Origin of the sequence: Frigoribacterium sp. PhB116, assembly GCF_004364285.1 — a bacterium.
Classification (GTDB): domain Bacteria; phylum Actinomycetota; class Actinomycetes; order Actinomycetales; family Microbacteriaceae; genus Frigoribacterium.
On record NZ_SOBE01000001.1, the window covers coordinates 990,511 to 1,005,670 of the forward strand.

General features: G+C 72.9%; 14 protein-coding genes. 6 read left to right on the forward strand and 8 right to left on the reverse strand.

Annotated features, from left to right (window positions below; translation table 11 throughout):
• Positions 1–10: 10 nt before the first annotated feature.
• Together EDF20_RS04460 and EDF20_RS04465 are read left to right on the forward strand one after the other, a co-directional pair.
• A complete protein-coding gene (locus tag EDF20_RS04460) occupies positions 11–1,627 on the forward strand; it encodes an acyl-CoA carboxylase subunit beta (RefSeq protein ID WP_123546549.1) in 1,617 nt (538 codons plus the stop codon).
• The gene (locus EDF20_RS04465) at positions 1,624–1,890 is read left to right on the forward strand and encodes an acyl-CoA carboxylase subunit epsilon (protein ID WP_133737820.1); all 267 of its coding nucleotides are present in this window, start codon (positions 1,624–1,626) and stop codon (positions 1,888–1,890) included. Before EDF20_RS04460 ends, EDF20_RS04465 begins: the two co-directional genes overlap by 4 nt.
• A gap of 415 nt (positions 1,891–2,305) precedes the next feature.
• Here EDF20_RS04465 and EDF20_RS04470 read toward each other — a convergent pair whose 3' ends face one another.
• From EDF20_RS04470 to EDF20_RS04485, 4 genes are all read right to left on the reverse strand, one after another.
• Complete coding sequence (locus EDF20_RS04470; RefSeq protein ID WP_243833365.1) at positions 2,306–3,424, reverse strand: hypothetical protein; 1,119 nt, start codon at positions 3,422–3,424, stop codon at positions 2,306–2,308.
• A complete protein-coding gene (locus EDF20_RS04475; protein WP_133737821.1) occupies positions 3,421–4,674 on the reverse strand; it encodes an ATP-binding protein in 1,254 nt (417 codons plus the stop codon). The genes EDF20_RS04470 and EDF20_RS04475 overlap by 4 nt, the downstream gene beginning before the upstream one ends.
• On the reverse strand, positions 4,664–5,362 hold the full coding sequence (locus tag EDF20_RS04480) for a response regulator transcription factor (RefSeq protein WP_243833366.1): 699 nt from the start codon (positions 5,360–5,362) through the stop codon (positions 4,664–4,666). Before EDF20_RS04480 ends, EDF20_RS04475 begins: the two co-directional genes overlap by 11 nt.
• 76 nt (positions 5,363–5,438) lie before the next feature.
• A complete protein-coding gene (locus EDF20_RS04485; protein WP_123546553.1) occupies positions 5,439–6,680 on the reverse strand; it encodes a TRAM domain-containing protein in 1,242 nt (413 codons plus the stop codon).
• A gap of 26 nt (positions 6,681–6,706) precedes the next feature.
• On the opposite strand from EDF20_RS04485, the gene EDF20_RS04490 reads away from it, so the two are divergent.
• The 4 genes from EDF20_RS04490 to EDF20_RS04505 all read left to right on the forward strand — a co-directional run bounded on the left by EDF20_RS04490 (position 6,707) and on the right by EDF20_RS04505 (position 11,827).
• Complete coding sequence (locus tag EDF20_RS04490; protein ID WP_123546554.1) at positions 6,707–7,396, forward strand: Maf family protein; 690 nt, start codon at positions 6,707–6,709, stop codon at positions 7,394–7,396.
• A gap of 79 nt (positions 7,397–7,475) precedes the next feature.
• Positions 7,476–9,233, forward strand: coding sequence for a biotin carboxylase N-terminal domain-containing protein (locus EDF20_RS04495; protein ID WP_123546555.1), 1,758 nt, complete (start codon positions 7,476–7,478; stop codon positions 9,231–9,233).
• 78 nt (positions 9,234–9,311) lie between these two features.
• A complete protein-coding gene (locus EDF20_RS04500) occupies positions 9,312–10,142 on the forward strand; it encodes a purine-nucleoside phosphorylase (protein WP_123546556.1) in 831 nt (276 codons plus the stop codon).
• Positions 10,139–11,827 (forward strand): phospho-sugar mutase, encoded by a 1,689-nt coding sequence (locus EDF20_RS04505; protein WP_133737822.1) that lies wholly within the window; start codon positions 10,139–10,141, stop codon positions 11,825–11,827. The genes EDF20_RS04500 and EDF20_RS04505 overlap by 4 nt, the downstream gene beginning before the upstream one ends.
• A gap of 102 nt (positions 11,828–11,929) precedes the next feature.
• Here EDF20_RS04505 and EDF20_RS04510 read toward each other — a convergent pair whose 3' ends face one another.
• Genes EDF20_RS04510 through EDF20_RS04525 form a run of 4 tightly spaced genes read right to left on the reverse strand, consistent with a single transcriptional unit; the run spans position 11,930 to position 15,149 of the window.
• Positions 11,930–12,202 (reverse strand): PTS sugar transporter subunit IIB, encoded by a 273-nt coding sequence (locus tag EDF20_RS04510; protein ID WP_123546558.1) that lies wholly within the window; start codon positions 12,200–12,202, stop codon positions 11,930–11,932.
• Positions 12,199–12,645, reverse strand: a complete 447-nt coding sequence (locus EDF20_RS04515) for a PTS sugar transporter subunit IIA (RefSeq protein ID WP_133737823.1) — start codon at positions 12,643–12,645, stop codon at positions 12,199–12,201. Before EDF20_RS04515 ends, EDF20_RS04510 begins: the two co-directional genes overlap by 4 nt.
• A 2-nt stretch (positions 12,646–12,647) precedes the next feature.
• Positions 12,648–13,772, reverse strand: coding sequence for an adenosine deaminase (locus tag EDF20_RS04520; RefSeq protein WP_133737824.1), 1,125 nt, complete (start codon positions 13,770–13,772; stop codon positions 12,648–12,650).
• A 54-nt stretch (positions 13,773–13,826) separates the two neighbouring features.
• The gene (locus EDF20_RS04525; protein WP_133737825.1) at positions 13,827–15,149 is read right to left on the reverse strand and encodes a thymidine phosphorylase; all 1,323 of its coding nucleotides are present in this window, start codon (positions 15,147–15,149) and stop codon (positions 13,827–13,829) included.
• Positions 15,150–15,160 lie beyond the last annotated feature (11 nt).

Genomic DNA, 15,160 nt, shown 5'->3' on the forward strand with positions numbered 1-15,160 from the left:
AGTGACCGGTGTGACTTCCGACTCCGCGCCCCGCGACGACGCCTCGCAGCCCGATCTCCGCACGACGGCGGGCAAGCTCGCCGACCTCAAGGCCCGCTACCACGAGGCCGTGACGGCCAGCGGCGAGGCCGCGATCGCGAAGCAGCACGCCAAGGGCAAGATGACTGCCCGTGAGCGCATCGACGGCCTCCTCGACCCGGGCTCGTTCGTCGAGCTCGACGAGTTCGTGCGCCACCGCACCCACGCCTTCGGCATGGAGTCGAAGCGCCCCTACGGCGACGCGGTCGTCACGGGGACGGGCACGGTGCACGGCCGCCAGGTCGCCGTCTACTCGCAGGACTTCACCATCTTCGGCGGCTCGCTCGGCGAGGTCGCCGGCGAGAAGATCATCAAGGTCATGGAGCTCGCCCTCAAGACGGGCGTGCCGATCATCGGCATCCTCGACTCCGGCGGGGCCCGGATCCAGGAGGGGGTGGTCGCGCTCGGCAAGTACGGCGAGATCTTCCGGCTGAACACCCGCGCCTCCGGCGTCGTCCCGCAGATCTCGCTCATCATGGGCCCGGCGGCGGGAGGCGCGGTGTACTCCCCCGCGCTCACCGACTTCGTCATCATGGTCGACAAGACGAGCCACATGTTCGTGACGGGCCCGGACGTCATCAAGACCGTCACCGGCGAGGACGTCGGCTTCGAGGAGCTCGGCGGCGCCCTCACCCACAACAAGGTCAGCGGCGTCTCGCACTACCTCGCGAGCGACGAGGACGACGCGCTCGACTACGCGCGGTCGCTGCTCTCGTACCTGCCCGACAACAACCTGTCCGAGCCGCACGTCTTCGACACGGCCGTCGAGCTCGAGACGACGGACGACGACCGCCAGCTCAACACGCTGATCCCGGACAGCCCCAACCAGCCCTACGACGTGATGACCGTCATCGAGCACGTCGTCGACGACGGGGAGTTCCTCGAGGTGCAGCCGCTGTTCGCGCCGAACATCGTCATCGGGTTCGGCCGGGTCGAGGGCCGCTCGGTGGGCGTCGTCGCCAACCAGCCGTCGGCCATGGCCGGCACCCTGAACATCGAGGCGGGAGAGAAGGCGAGTCGGTTCGTGCGCTTCTGCGACGCGTTCGGCATCCCCATCCTGACCCTGGTCGACGTGCCGGGGTACCTGCCGGGCACCGACCAGGAGTGGACGGGCGTCATCCGCCGCGGCGCGAAGCTGCTCTACGCCTACGCCGAGGCGACCGTGCCCCTCGTGACCGTCATCACCCGCAAGGCCTACGGCGGCGCCTACATCGTGATGGGGTCCAAGCAGCTGGGCGCCGACATCAACCTGGCCTGGCCGACCGCCGAGATCGCCGTCATGGGCGGCCAGGGCGCGGTCAACATCCTGTACCGCAACGAGATCAAGGCCGCGGAGGCCGCCGGCGAGGACGTCGCCGCGGTCCGGGCGAGGCTCGCCAGCGAGTACACCTACAACGTCGCCAGCCCCTTCCTGGCCGCCGAGCGCGGCGAGCTCGACGGTGTGATCGAGCCGGCGGCGACCCGCGTCGCCGTCGTCAAGGCGCTCCGCGCCCTCCGCACGAAGCGTGCCGACCTGCCGCCCAAGAAGCACGGGAACATCCCCCTGTGAGCGGCCGCCACGCCGCCGACGACACGACCGACGCGCAGGAGGCCGGGGCGCCGCTCCTGCGCGTCGTCGGAGGCTCGCCGAAGCCGGAGGAGCTCGCCGCCGTCACGGCTGTCCTGACGGCCCTCGAGGCGGAGGCGGCCGAGTCGGCGAGGGAGGCCCCTCGGGACCTCTCCGCGTCGCCCTCCGGCTGGTCCTCCCGGGCGGCTCGTCTCCGGCGCCCCGTCGACCGCGGCCCCGGTCGCTGGCGCAGCTTCTCGGCCTGAGCCCGGCCGCACCCGCGCGCGTACCCCGACCTCGTACCCCGCCATCGGGACCGGCGCGTCCCGATGCCCACGGATACGGCACCCGAACGGGGGTAGACGGGTCACTCACCCCCGAGCTGTCCCCCTAAATGACGACTTTGCGCTCGTGGCGGGGGGCGACATACTCGTTCTTGCTAGGTGCCTCTCCTTGAGTCGCACCACCGATCGGGAGCTGACTAGGGTAAGCGAGTTCTCGGTCGGGGGCGGATCAGGGCGACATTCGGGTTGTCGCTCTGGACCGGGATATCTCCCATGAGGGCCAGACGGGTGTCTGGCCCTCTTTCCCGTCGTCGGGCCCGTTACCCGTTCCGGCCCGGTCCCCCGCCACCGGCCCTCGTCGTCGCGGCGACCACGCCCCTGTGGTCGGCCCTCGTCCCTAGCGGACGACGCGGCGGTCCTCGTCTTGGTCCTCGAGGTCGTCGAGGTCGTCGACGCGTCCCTGGTCGGCCGAGTCCCCGGCCCGGCGCGGTATCTGCAGCCAGAGGAGGACCTCGTCGTCGTCGTCGTCCTCGTCGGCCTCGGCGGAGACCCCCCGCCCGAGAGCGCTCGAGCTGAGGTCCGGCGATCCGAGGCCGACGACGCTGACGGCGTGGTCGCCACCCGCGACCGTCCGGATGATCAGCTTGTCCGCGCGCGAGCCGTGCAGCGCCGCGGCGAGGGCCTCGTGGATGCGCCGCAGCTCGTCGTCGGGGACGTCGTCGATGCCGCCCTCGTCGAGCAGGCTGACCTCGGCCCCCCGGCGTCGCGCCGCCATGACCTCGCGACGGACCTGGTCGTCGAGGAGGCGCCTCCCGCGGATCTCGTCCCGGATGGCGCCCTCGAGATGGAGGCTCTCCTGTCGCTGCTCGGGCGACAGGTCGCCCGACTGGGACACGATCGCCTGCAGCATGGGCCGGGCGGTGCGGCCCGTCTGCAGGAGGCGGTACTGACGCTCGTTGACGTGCGCCTCCTGGGCTGCCTGCCAGTCCGCGGCCTCGTGCTCGGCCAGGATGAACTCCCGCGTCTCGCGACCGGCCCGGGTCAGCGTGGACGAGATGGCGTGCGAGAAGGCGACCCAGCTGACGCTGCCGACGATGCCGAGGTCGGCGATCTGGGACACCCCGGCCCACGCGACCCCCTGCACGGCCATGAAGCCCACGCCGAGCCACGCGAAGCCCTGGCGACGACGCGTCGAGACGATCACCATGAGCGTGCCCACGGCGGCGACGTACCAGGTCGCGTAGCCGTTCTCGGCCTCGGGGTCGAGGACCCTCGTCACGACGAGCGGCACCACGATGCTCACGGCCAGGGCGAAGGCCGCCGCCCACACGGGCAGCACCGGCTGGCGGCTGGGCCAGAGCACGACGGCCGTGACGACCGCGTACGCGAGCATGCAGGCGACGACGGGGACGGGGTCGGCGACCTGCCCGAGCGAGACCGCCCCGAGCACCAGGTGGTAGCCGGAGAAGACCGCCGCCAGCGAGACGATGAGCCAGCGGGGGACGGTGATCCTCACGACGCGTCTCCCCTCGACGGACCGACGACGAGGCCCGCGGGCCACATCACGCGGACGACCGTGCCCGCACCTGGCCGGGAATCGATGCAGGCCCTGCCGCCCGCGTTGGCGACGCGTTCGATGATGGACACCCGGACCCCGAGGCGCTCCACGGGCACGGCACCCGGGTCGAAGCCCGCCCCGTCGTCGCCGACCTCGACGAGCACGCCGGCGTCGCCGGTGCGCTCGAGGGCGACCCACCGCCGGACGGGGCCGGGGCCCGCGTGTTGAGAGCTGTTGACGAGCGCCTGGGCCGCGGCGCTGACGATGGCCTCCACGGCGGTGGTCGGCAGCACCCGGTCGTCCGTGTCGTCGACGCGCAGCTCGACGGCGACGCCGGTCGCGTCCACCGCGTCGGACAGGCGCCGGCGGAGGACGCCGAGGGTCGTCGTCGACTCGTCGAAGGGCGTCGTCGCGGCGGCCGAGGTGAGGTGGGCCATCGCGTTGCGGGCCATGGTCGTGGCGAGTACCTGCTCCGCCGGCGTGTACGCCCGAGCGGCCTGGATGAAGGTGGTCAGCACGCTGTCGTGCACGATGGCGTCGACCTGCACGCGCTCGAGCTCGGTCGCGTGCTCGCGGATCGCCCCCGAGTACCGGGCGACCGCCGTGGCCTGGGCGGCGTCGACGGCCGCGCTCGCCTGGCGCAGGATGAGCACGAGCACGAGCACGGCACCGCCGAGCAGGATCGCGTAGGTCGAGTCGAGGGCGGCGCGCGTCAGCGACTCGCCGCCTCCCGACGGGGTCAGCCGGATCGCGCCGTAGACGAGCGGGACCACGACCGAGTAGCCGATCGCGATCCACGCGGAGAAGGCGTAGGCCGCCGCCGCGGTGGCGACGGTGCAGAGGTACCAGAGCCACGGCACGCCGACGAGGACCTGGTCGGGGTCGACGACGGCCAGGGGCCACGTGACGATCGCCACGAGGTAGGACACCGCGAGGATCGCACAGGTCGTCTCGACCCCGCGCACGACGACGCTCGCGACGCCGACGGCCACGACGGCGCCGAGCATCCCCAGCCCGATGAGCCAGGCCCACGCCACCTGCATGACCTCGATCTGGGCCATCGTCGTCGGCAGCGCCTGCAGCCCGAAGATGAGCCCGGCGAGGGCGATGACCCGGCCGAGCACCTTGTCGAACAGGGCACGGCTGATCGGGTTCCGCGCCGAGCGCGTCGTCGGCGGCGTCAGCGCCGGGAGGGGCTCAGCGGCCATCGCCGTCCGCGTCGAGTCCCGGCAGGATGCCGTCCTCGACGGCGCGGCGGAGCAGGTCGACCTTCGTGGGCGCCGGACGCCCCACCTCGACGTACTTGACGCGGATGCGGTCGAGGTACTCCCGAGCGGTCGAGTAGCCGATGCCGAGCTGCTGGGCGGCCAGCTTGAGGGGCAGGCCCGAGGCGTAGAGGTGCAGGATCTCGCGCTCACGCCGGCCGAGCTGGGCCTTGGCGAAGTCGCGGTCGGCGTCGATCGCGCTGGCCCACTCGAGGTTGTTGAGCACGTCTCCCCGGGCGACCGTCGCGACGGCGGCCATCACCGTCTTCGTGGCGGAGGACTTGGGGATGACGCCGGCGGCGCCCGCCGCGAGCGCCTCGCGGACGCTCGCCACCCGGTCGGCGATGCTGTGCACGAGCACGGCGGAGCCGGTCGCCTGGACGCGCTTCACGTTCTCGGTGACCGTCGAGCCGTCGCCGAGCCAGAGGTCGAGGACGACGACGTCGACCTCGCGTCCCGCCAGCGACTCCACCAGCTCCTGCACGCCGGCCGCGGTCAGCACGACGTCGAAGCCCTCGGCCTGGCAGGCCGCCTGGATGCCGAGCCGCACCGACTCGTGGTCGTCCACGATGGCGACGCGGACGGGGGCGGGGGTCGTCGACGCCGGAGCGTCCGTGGAGGTGTCGGTCACGATGGTCCTTCGTTCGTGTGCGACCCGGTCCCTGAATCCCGGGTCGTCAACGTCGTCATCGTAACGTGACGGGGCGTCACCGACGGAGCAGCCGGACCACCGTCTCGACGTGGTGCGTGCTGGGGAACAGGTCGAAGGCCCGGATCGCGTCGACGTCGTACCCGTGGTCGCGGAACAGCGCGAGGTCACGGGCGAGGGCGACGGGGTCGCAAGCGACGTAGACGACCTGCGCCGGGGCGAGCTCCGCGATGCCGTCGACCACGGGTCGACCGGCCCCCGAGCGCGGCGGGTCGAGGACGACCGTGGCGGAGCGGAAGCGGTCGCGCTCGGCCGAGGTCGCCTGGGCGGCGGCCTGGCGCACCCACCGGTCGACCCGGCCGGTGACGGCCGAGGCGCCGAGCCAGTCGGCCAGGTTCTCGGACGCGTGCTCGGTCGCGCGCTCGTCGCTCTCGACGCTGGTGATGCGAACGCGGCTGCCGAACGCGTCGCCCACGGCGGCCGCGAGGAGCCCCACGCCGCCGTAGAGGTCGAGGTTGGCCGCGCCGGGCTCGAAGCGCTCGGCGTCGACCATCTGCTGGACGGCGGCGGTCAGCGTCGCGGCGGCGTGGCGGTGCACCTGCCAGAAGCCGCCGTCGTCGAGCTGGAACGTGCGGTCGCCGACCACCTCGGTGACCGTGCTGGGCGCCTGGCCGCCGATGATCAGGCGGGCGCCTCCCGTGCTCGGCGCCAGCACGTCGACGTGCTCCTCGCCGGGGAACGCGTCCGCGAGCGGTGCGGCCTCGGCGACCTCGGGGGTCGCGAGGGGCAGGTCGGCGACCCGCACGACGCGGTGCGACCGGGCGGCGTACTGCCCGGGGCGCCCCTCGGCGTCGAGGTGCAGGCGCACCCGGGTGCGCCAGCCGGTCCCTCCGCGCTCGTCGTCGCCCGGCAGGGCCTCGACCCTGACGGTCGCCTGCTCGTCGGGCAGCCCGCCCGTCCTCGTGAGGGCGTCGCGGACCACCTGTGACTTGAGCTCGCGCTGGTGGCCCAGCTCGATGTGCCCGAACTCGGCGCCGCCCGCCCGGTCCTCGGGAGCGCGGTCGACGGCCGCCGCCGACCAGACGTGCTCGCGTCGGTGCGGGCTGGCCTCGACGACCGAGACGGTCTCCGCCCGCCAGAACGACTTCTTGCGGTCGTCGGTCACGCGCGCGAGCACCTTCTCGCCCGGCAGCGTGTCCGAGACGAACACGACCCGCCCGTCGAGGCGCGCCACCGAGATGCCCCCGTGTGCGATCCCGGTCACGTCCAGTTCGACCTCGCGGCCCAGCATGTCTCCCATGCTCCGAGTCTGCCAGGCTGGCGGACATGACCGTTCCCCTCTACTTGGCCAGCACCTCCCCCGCACGCCTCGCGCTGCTGCGGGCCGCGGGCGTCGAGCCGGTGCTGATCAGCCCGGGCGTCGACGAGGAGGCGGCGGTCGCGCGGGCCGAGGAGGCGGCGGGCCGAGTCCTCACCGCCTCCGAGACCGTCTCGCTCCTGGCCAGGGCGAAGGCGGAGGCCGTCCTCGACGTGACCGTCGACGGGCGACCGCTCGACGGCCTCGTCCTCGGCGGCGACAGCGCGTTCGAGTTCGACGGCGAGGTGCACGGCAAGCCGCACGAGCCGGCCCTCGCCCTCGATCGCTGGCGACGCATGGCCGAGGTCGGCCGGGGCACCCTCTGGTCGGGGCACTGGCTGATCGACCACCGCGGCGGCTCGCCCCGCGCCGACGCCTCGTTCCCGTCGGGCGGAGCGGGCGCCGTCGCCAGCGCCGACCTGGTCTTCGCCGACGACCTGGAGCCGGAAGAGCTCGCCGCCTACGTCGAGACCGGCGAGCCGCTCGAGGTCGCGGGCGCCTTCACCATCGACGGCCGCGCTTCCGCGTTCATCACCCACATCGAGGGCACCCCGAGCGCCGTCGTCGGCCTGTCGGTGCCGGTGCTGCGCTCGCTGGTGCGCGGCTTCGGGGTGTCGTGGCCCGAGCTGTGGACGACGCCGACCTCCGGCGCTTTGTAGCAATCCTCACGCGCCTCGTGCGTGTTTTCGTGCACGTCAGCCAAAGGAGGCTGCGGGCGGCGCAATAGGGTGGGGAACTATGCCGTCCATCAGCAAGGTCCTCATCGCCAACCGTGGAGAGATCGCGGTCCGGGTCGTCCGCGCAGCGCGCGACAGCGGTATCGGCAGCGTCGCCGTCTACGCCGACCAGGACAGGGACGCGCAGCATGCCCGCCTCGCCGACGAGGCCTACGCGCTCGGCGGCACTACGAGCGCCGAGACCTACCTCGTCATCGACAAGATCCTCTCGGTCGCCCGCCGTTCGGGGGCCGACGCCGTGCACCCCGGCTACGGGTTCCTCGCCGAGAACGCCGACTTCGCCCGCGCCGTGACCGCCGCGGGGCTCGTCTGGATCGGCCCCTCCCCCGAGGCGATCGAGCAGCTCGGCGACAAGGTCAGCGCCCGGCACATCGCCGAGCGCGTCGGTGCGCCGCTCGCACCCGGCACCCTGAACCCCGTCTCGGGCGCCGACGAGGTCCTCGACTTCGTCGACCAGCACGGCCTGCCCGTCGCCATCAAGGCGGCCTTCGGCGGCGGCGGCCGCGGCCTCAAGGTGGCCCGCACCCGCGACGAGGTGCCCGAGATGTTCGACTCGGCCGTCCGCGAGGCCGTCGCCGCCTTCGGCCGCGGCGAGTGCTTCGTCGAGAAGTACCTCGACCAGCCCCGCCACGTCGAGACGCAGTGCCTCGCCGACGCGCACGGCAACGTCGTCGTCGTGTCGACGCGCGACTGCTCGCTGCAGCGCCGTCACCAGAAGCTCGTCGAGGAGGCGCCCGCCCCGTTCCTGACGGAGGCGCAGACCACCGCGCTCTACGAGTCGTCCAAGGCGATCCTCCGCGAGGTCGGCTACGTCGGCGCGGGCACCTGCGAGTTCCTGATCGGCAAGGACGGCACGGTGTCGTTCCTCGAGGTCAACACCCGCCTCCAGGTCGAGCACCCCGTCTCGGAGGAGGTCACCGGCATCGACCTCGTCCGCGAGCAGTTCCGCCTGGCCGAGGGCGGCGTTCTCGAGTACGGCGACCCCGAGCCCCGCGGCCACTCGTTCGAGTTCCGCATCAACGGCGAGGACGCGGGCCGCGGCTTCATGCCCGCCCCCGGCCCCGTGCACGTCTTCAAGGCGCCGGGCGGCCCCGGCGTCCGCGTCGACAGCGGCGTCCAGGCCGGCGACGAGATCAGCGGCTCGTTCGACTCGCTGCTCGCCAAGCTGATCGTCACCGGCTCCTCCCGCGAGGACGCGCTCGAGCGCTCCCGCCGCGCCCTCGACGAGTTCGAGGTGGCGGGCCTGCCGACCGTGCTGCCGTTCCACCGCGCGATCGTGCGCGACCCTGCCTTCGCGCCCGCCGGCGACGAGCCGTTCTCGATCTACACCCGCTGGATCGAGACCGACTTCGTCAACGACATCCCCGCGTGGAGCGGCGAGGCCGAGGCTCCTCGCCCCGACGACCAGCGCACCACCGTCGTGGTCGAGGTGGGCGGCAAGCGCGTCGAGGTCTCGCTGCCCGCCGGTCTCGGTGCGCGCACCGCGCCTCCTGCGGCTGCACCCCGCCGCCGCGGCTCAGGTCGCGGCGCCGTGGTCACCGCCACGGGTGCCGAGGTGAAGTCGCCCATGCAGGCGACCGTCGTCAAGCTCGCGGTCGAGGAGGGCCAGCAGGTCGTCAAGGGCGACCTCGTGCTCGTGCTCGAGGCCATGAAGATGGAGCAGCCGGTCGCGGCCCACCGCGACGGGGTCGTCTCGGGCATCTCGGCCGCCGTGGGCGAGACGGTCTCGTCGGGCCACGTCCTCCTCAGCATCGACTAGCCCGCGCGCGCAGGTCGCCCAGCCGGGCGTGCACGTCGGAGCCGAGCGAACCGGGGCACGGGACCTAGAGTGGACGGCATGTCCGAGACACCCACGCACCCCCTCGACGGTGCCGCCGACCCCTTCGAGGTCGCCCGCACCGCCGCCGCCCAGATCGCCGAGGCGACCGGCGTAGCCCACCACGACGTCGCCCTCACCCTGGGCAGCGGCTGGGCGAAGGCCGCCGACCTGATCGGCGAGACCACCGCCGAGATCCCGGCGACCGAGATCACGGGCTTCAGCGCGTCGGCGGTCGTCGGCCACACGGGCTCGATCCGCAGCATCGCGCTGCCGAGCGGGAAGAACGCCCTCGTCATCGGTGCCCGCACGCACTACTACGAGGGCCACGGCGTCCGCCGCGTCGTGCACAGCGTCCGCACCGCCGCCGCCACGGGCGCCCGCACGATGATCCTCACGAACGGCGCCGGCGGCATCAAGGAGACGTGGACGCCCGGCAGCCCCGTCCTGATCAGCGACCACATCAACCTCACGGCCGACAGCCCCCTCGAGGGCGCCACGTTCATCGACCTCACCGACCTCTACTCGGCGCGTCTGCGCGAGCTCGCCAAGGGCATCGACCCGACCCTCGACGAGGGCGTCTACACGCAGTTCCGCGGGCCGCACTACGAGACGCCCGCCGAGGTCCAGATGGCGAAGGCCATGGGCGGCCACATCGTGGGCATGTCGACCGCTCTCGAGGCCATCGCCGCCCGCGAGGCCGGCATGGAGGTGCTCGGCATGTCGCTCATCACGAACCTCGCCGCCGGCATCCAGAAGACGCCGCTGAGCCACCAGGAGGTGCTGCAGGCAGGCAAGGACGCCGAGGCCGCCATCAGCCAGCTGCTGGCTCGCATCGTGGCGGCCCTGTGACCGACCACGCGGCACGGGGCGACCAGGCGGCGCTGGTCGCCGCCGCCCGCTCGTGGCGTGACCAGGACCCCGACGCCGAGACGCGCGACGAGCTCGGTGCCGTCCTCGCGGCGGTCGAGTCCGGCGACGCCGCCGCCCTGGCCGACCTGCACGACCGCTTCGACTCGCGTCTCGCCTTCGGCACCGCCGGGCTCCGTGGTGCCCTCGGAGCCGGCTCAGCACGGATGAACCGCGTGCTCGTCGCCCAGGCCGCGGCCGGGTTCGCGGCGTTCCTCACCGGTCGCGAGAGCGCTCCCTCGATCGTGATCGGCTACGACGGGCGCAAGAACAGTGCCGTCTTCGCCCGGGACACGGCCGAGATCATGGCCGCGGCCGGCGTCCGCACGACGATCCTCCCCCGCGCCCTGCCCACGCCCGTGCTGGCCTTCGCCGTTCGCCACCTCGACGTCAGCGCCGGGGTCATGGTGACCGCGAGCCACAACCCCGCACGGGACAACGGCTACAAGGTCTACCTCGGCGGGGTCGACGCGGGGTCGCAGATCGTCGCGCCGGTCGACGCCGAGATCGCGGCCCACATCGACGACGCGGCCACCCGCCCCGTGAGCGAGCTGCCCCGGTCGGACGACTGGTCCGAGGCCGGCGACGACCTCGTCGGCGAGTACGTCCGCCGCACGGCCGCGCTCGCCGGCACCGCCGCCTCCGGCACGCAGCCCCGCGTCGTCTACACGGCGATGCACGGCGTCGGGTGGGAGGTCGCCCGTCGGGTCTTCGCCCAGGCGGGCTTCGTCGAGCCGATCCCCGTCGCCGAGCAGTCCGCGCCGGACCCCGACTTCCCGACCGTGGCGTTCCCCAACCCCGAGGAGCCGGGCGCGCTCGACCTCGCCTTCGCCACCGCCGACCGCGTCTCGGCCGACCTGGTGATCGCCAACGACCCCGACGCCGACCGGCTCGCCGTCGCCGTGCCGACGGCCGACGGCTGGCGCCGCCTCTCGGGCAACGAGGTCGGCGCGCTGCTCGGCTGGCGGGCCGCCGAGCGCGCCCGGCGGGACGACGTCGACGGCACCCTCGCCGCGAGCATCGTCTCGTCGCCGGCCCTTCGGGAGGTCGCTCGCCGCTACGACCTGGACTACGTCGACACCCTCACCGGCTTCAAGTGGGTCTCCCGCGTAGGCGGGCTGCTGTACGGCTACGAGGAGGCCCTCGGCTACCTCGTCGACCCCGAGAAGGTCCGCGACAAGGACGGCATCTCCGCGGCCGTCGACTTCCTCGCGCTGGCGACCGAGCTCACCGCCGCCGACTCGACCGTCGCCGAGCACCTGGTCGCCTTCGACGAGCGCTTCGGGGCGTACGCGTCGTCGCAGATCTCGCTGCGGGTCGACGACCTCGCCGAGATCGGCCGGCTGACGAGCCGCCTGCGGGAGGCGCCTCCCGCGACCGTGGGCTCGCACCGCGTCGATCGTGTCGACGACTTCCGCGACGGCTTCGGCGGGTTCCCCGCCGGCGACGTGCTGCGCTGGTGGTTCACCGACGGGTCACGGGTCATCGTGCGCCCCAGCGGCACCGAGCCCAAGCTCAAGGTCTACATCGATGCGTCGAGCACCGAGGGCGACGCCCGCGGCCGCCGCGTCGCGGCCGAGGAGGCCGTCGCCGACCTCGACGCGGGGATGCGCGAGCTGCTGAGCTAGCCGAGGTCGCCGGTCGGCAGGCCTGCCGACCGCAGGAAGGGCCAGGTCGCACGTCGTGCGTCCTGGCCCCTCCTCGTCCCGTGCCCAGGTGGGCGCCCCTGATCAGCCGAGCGAGCGCTGCAGCTTCTCGGTGAGCTCGGCCTGGTCGAAGTGGTTCTGGATGACGATGACGTCCGCGAAGGTCGCCCCGATCGCCTCGACGAACTCCTGCGACGTGAGGATCACCTGCGCGTCGTCCGCGACGGTGCCGATGGAGGCGACGTCGGCCGCGACCACGTCGGCCTCGATGTCGAGCCGCGCCAGGACGCGCTCGGCGTTGACCTTGAGGATCCCGCTGCTGCCGATGCCGGCACCGCAGATGGTCACGATCTTCATGCGGTCATCCCCATCAGCCGACGGACCTCGTCGGCGCTCGCGGCGGCCGCCAGCGCCGGGATCACCGTGGAGTCGTTGAAGACGTTCGCCAGGTCGGCGATGGACTCGAGGTGGCCGCCGACGGACTCCACCGCGAGGCCGAGGACGACGCTCACGGGGTCGTTGTGCGGGTGGCCGAAAGGCACCGGCTCGGCGAGGGTCACCACCGCGAGGCCGTCCTGCAGGACGCTCTCGTCGGGGCGGGCGTGCGCCAGCACGAGGCCGGGCGCGATGACGACGTACGGGCCGTGCTCCTCGATCATGCGGACCATCTCGTCGCCGTAGCCGTCGCGCGTGGAGCCCGAGGCGACGAGCGCGTCGCCCGCTCTAAGGACGGCGGCACGCCAGTCGGGGGCGTCGGCGGCGATGACGACGGCCGAGTCCGGCAGGGACGGGAGCGCCACGGTCAGACCTCCCCGAAGCCCGCCGTGATGCGGTCGGCCAGCGCCTCGCGGTCCTCGAGGGGCAGGAAGCTCGACGCCGCGGCGTTGAGCTGGAACGTCTCGAGGTCGGACAGGCCGTAGTCGAACGCCTGGGCGAGCAGCGCCAGCTCCTTCGTCAGGCTCGTGTCGCTCATCAGACGGTTGTCGGTGTTGACCGTGACGCAGTAGCCGAGCTGGTAGAGCAGGTCGAAGGGGTGGTCGTCGAGGTCGCGGCCCCAGGCGGCGATGGCGCCGGTCTGGAGGTTCGACTGCGGCGAGAGCTCGAGCGCGATCTCACGGTCGCGGACCCAGGCGGCGATCGGGCCGAGCTCGACGGTCGTCTGGTCGCCCGCGGACGCGACGACCCGGATGTCCTCGGCGAGGCGGACGCCGTGCCCCAGTCGGAGGGCCCGGCCGTCGAGGAGCGCGCTGCGGATGCTCTCGAGGCCGTCGGCCTCGCCGGCGTGCACGGTGACGGGCATGAACTCGCGGGCCAACAGGTCGAAGGCCGGCCGCTGGTTCGACGCGGGGAAGCCCGCCTCGGCCCCGGCGATGTCGAACCCGATCACGCCTGCCTCGCGGTGCTTGATCGCGAGCTGCGCGATCTCGAGGCCGCGGTCGGCGTGCCGCATCGCCGTGACCAGCTGGCCGACGGAGATGACGTGGCCCTCGCCGTCGAGCTGGTCGATCGCCTGCTCGATGCCGCGCTGGACCGCCTCGACGGTCTGGTCGAGGCTCAGCCCGCCCTGCAGGTGCTGCTCGGGAGCCCAGCGGACCTCGCCGTGGACGACGCCGTCGGCAGCCAGGTCGAGCACGAACTCGCGGGCGACCCGCTCGAGGCCGGCCTCGGTCTGCATGACCGCGGTCGTGACGTCGAAGGTCTTCAGGTAGTCAGGCAGGTTGCCCGAGTCGGCGCTGTCGACGAACCAGCGCCCCAGCTCGTCGGCCCCGCCCGTGACGGGCAGCTCGTAGCCGATCTCGTCGGCCAGCTCGACGATGGTCTGGGGCCGCAGCCCGCCGTCGAGGTGGTCGTGCAACGACACCTTCGGCAGGGGGGCGATGCGGGGTCCGCCGTCAGGCAGGCGGTAGTCCTTGTCCGGTGCGCTCATGGGACAAGGCTACCGCCGCCGACCGTCACGCTGCTGGGGGTCGCCGCCCGTCGGTCAGGAGACGCGTCCGGCGACCAGGGGGCCGCGCTCGACGCGCTCGTCGCCGATGGTCCAAGCGCCCTCGACGGCCTCGAGCGCACGCTCGAAGCGGGCGGGCTCGTCGGCGTGCAGGGTGAAGAGCGGCTGCCCCTCGACGACGGCGTCGCCGAGCTTGGCGTGCAGCTCGATGCCGGCAGCGGCCTGCACCGGGTCCTGCTTGCGCGCCCGGCCGGCACCGAGGCGCCAGGCACCGATGCCGAAGGGCAGCGCCTGCTGGTCGGTGACGAAGCCGCTGCGCGTCGCGGTGACCACGTGCGTCTCGCGGGCGGTGGGCAGAGCCGCGTCGGGGTCGCCGCCCTGGGCCCGGATCATGGTCTTCCAGGCGTCCATCGCCCGGCCGTCGTCGAGGGCAGCCTCGACGTCGGCGTCGGGCTGACCCGCCAGCGTGAGCATCTCGCGGGCGAGCGCGACCGTGAGCTCCCGGATGTCGGACGGACCGCCTCCGGCGAGGGTCTCCACCGACTCGCGCACCTCGAGCGCGTTGCCGATCGTGAGGCCGAGGGGGACGTTCATGTCGGTGAGCAGGGCGGTCGTCGCGACGCCCGCGTCCTTGCCGAGGTCGACCATGGTCTGCGCCAGCAGGCGCGACTGCTCGATGTCCTGGATGAAGGCGCCCGAGCCGAACTTCACGTCGAGCACGAGCGCGGCCGTGCCCTCCGCGATCTTCTTGCTCATGATCGACGACGCGATCAGCGGGATCGCCTCGACCGTCCCGGTGATGTCGCGGAGCGCGTAGAGCTTGCCGTCGGCGGGGGCGAGGCCCGAGCCGGCGGCGCAGACGACCGCGCCCGAGTCGGCCATGATCTCGCGCATGCGCTCGTTCGAGATCGACGCCTGCCAGCCGGGGATCGACTCGAGCTTGTCGAGAGTGCCGCCCGTGTGCCCGAGGCCACGGCCCGAGAGCTGGGGGACGGCGACCCCGAAGGAGGCGACCAGGGGCGCGAGGGGGAGGGTGATCTTGTCGCCCACTCCCCCGGTCGAGTGCTTGTCGACCGTCGTCTTGCCGAGGCCCGTGAAGTCCATGGTCTCGCCGCTGCGGATCATCGCCAGCGTCATGTCGCGGATCTCGCGGCGTTCCATGCCGTTGAGGAAGATCGCCATCGTGAGCGCGGCCATCTGCTCGTCGGCGACGTACCCGCGCGTGTACGCGTCGATCAGCCAGTCGAGCTGAGGGGTCTCGAGGGCGTCGCCGCGGCGCTTCACCCGGATGAGGTCGACGGTGTCGAAGGGCTCGACGGCCGCCGAGGATGCGGTGGACGAGGTGTCGCTGGTGGTCATGGTGGTGCTCC

Coding starts and splice junctions, on each gene's coding strand:
- EDF20_RS04475 (WP_133737821.1), bottom strand. CDS start 4,674: ATGGCCGCTGAGCCCCTCCCGGCGCTGACGCCGCCGACGACGCGCTCG.
- EDF20_RS04485 (WP_123546553.1), bottom strand. CDS start 6,680: ATGGGAGACATGCTGGGCCGCGAGGTCGAACTGGACGTGACCGGGATC.
- EDF20_RS04490 (WP_123546554.1), top strand. CDS start 6,707: ATGACCGTTCCCCTCTACTTGGCCAGCACCTCCCCCGCACGCCTCGCG.
- EDF20_RS04495 (WP_123546555.1), top strand. CDS start 7,476: ATGCCGTCCATCAGCAAGGTCCTCATCGCCAACCGTGGAGAGATCGCG.
- EDF20_RS04500 (WP_123546556.1), top strand. CDS start 9,312: ATGTCCGAGACACCCACGCACCCCCTCGACGGTGCCGCCGACCCCTTC.
- EDF20_RS04510 (WP_123546558.1), bottom strand. CDS start 12,202: ATGAAGATCGTGACCATCTGCGGTGCCGGCATCGGCAGCAGCGGGATC.
- EDF20_RS04520 (WP_133737824.1), bottom strand. CDS start 13,772: ATGAGCGCACCGGACAAGGACTACCGCCTGCCTGACGGCGGACCCCGC.
- EDF20_RS04525 (WP_133737825.1), bottom strand. CDS start 15,149: ATGACCACCAGCGACACCTCGTCCACCGCATCCTCGGCGGCCGTCGAG.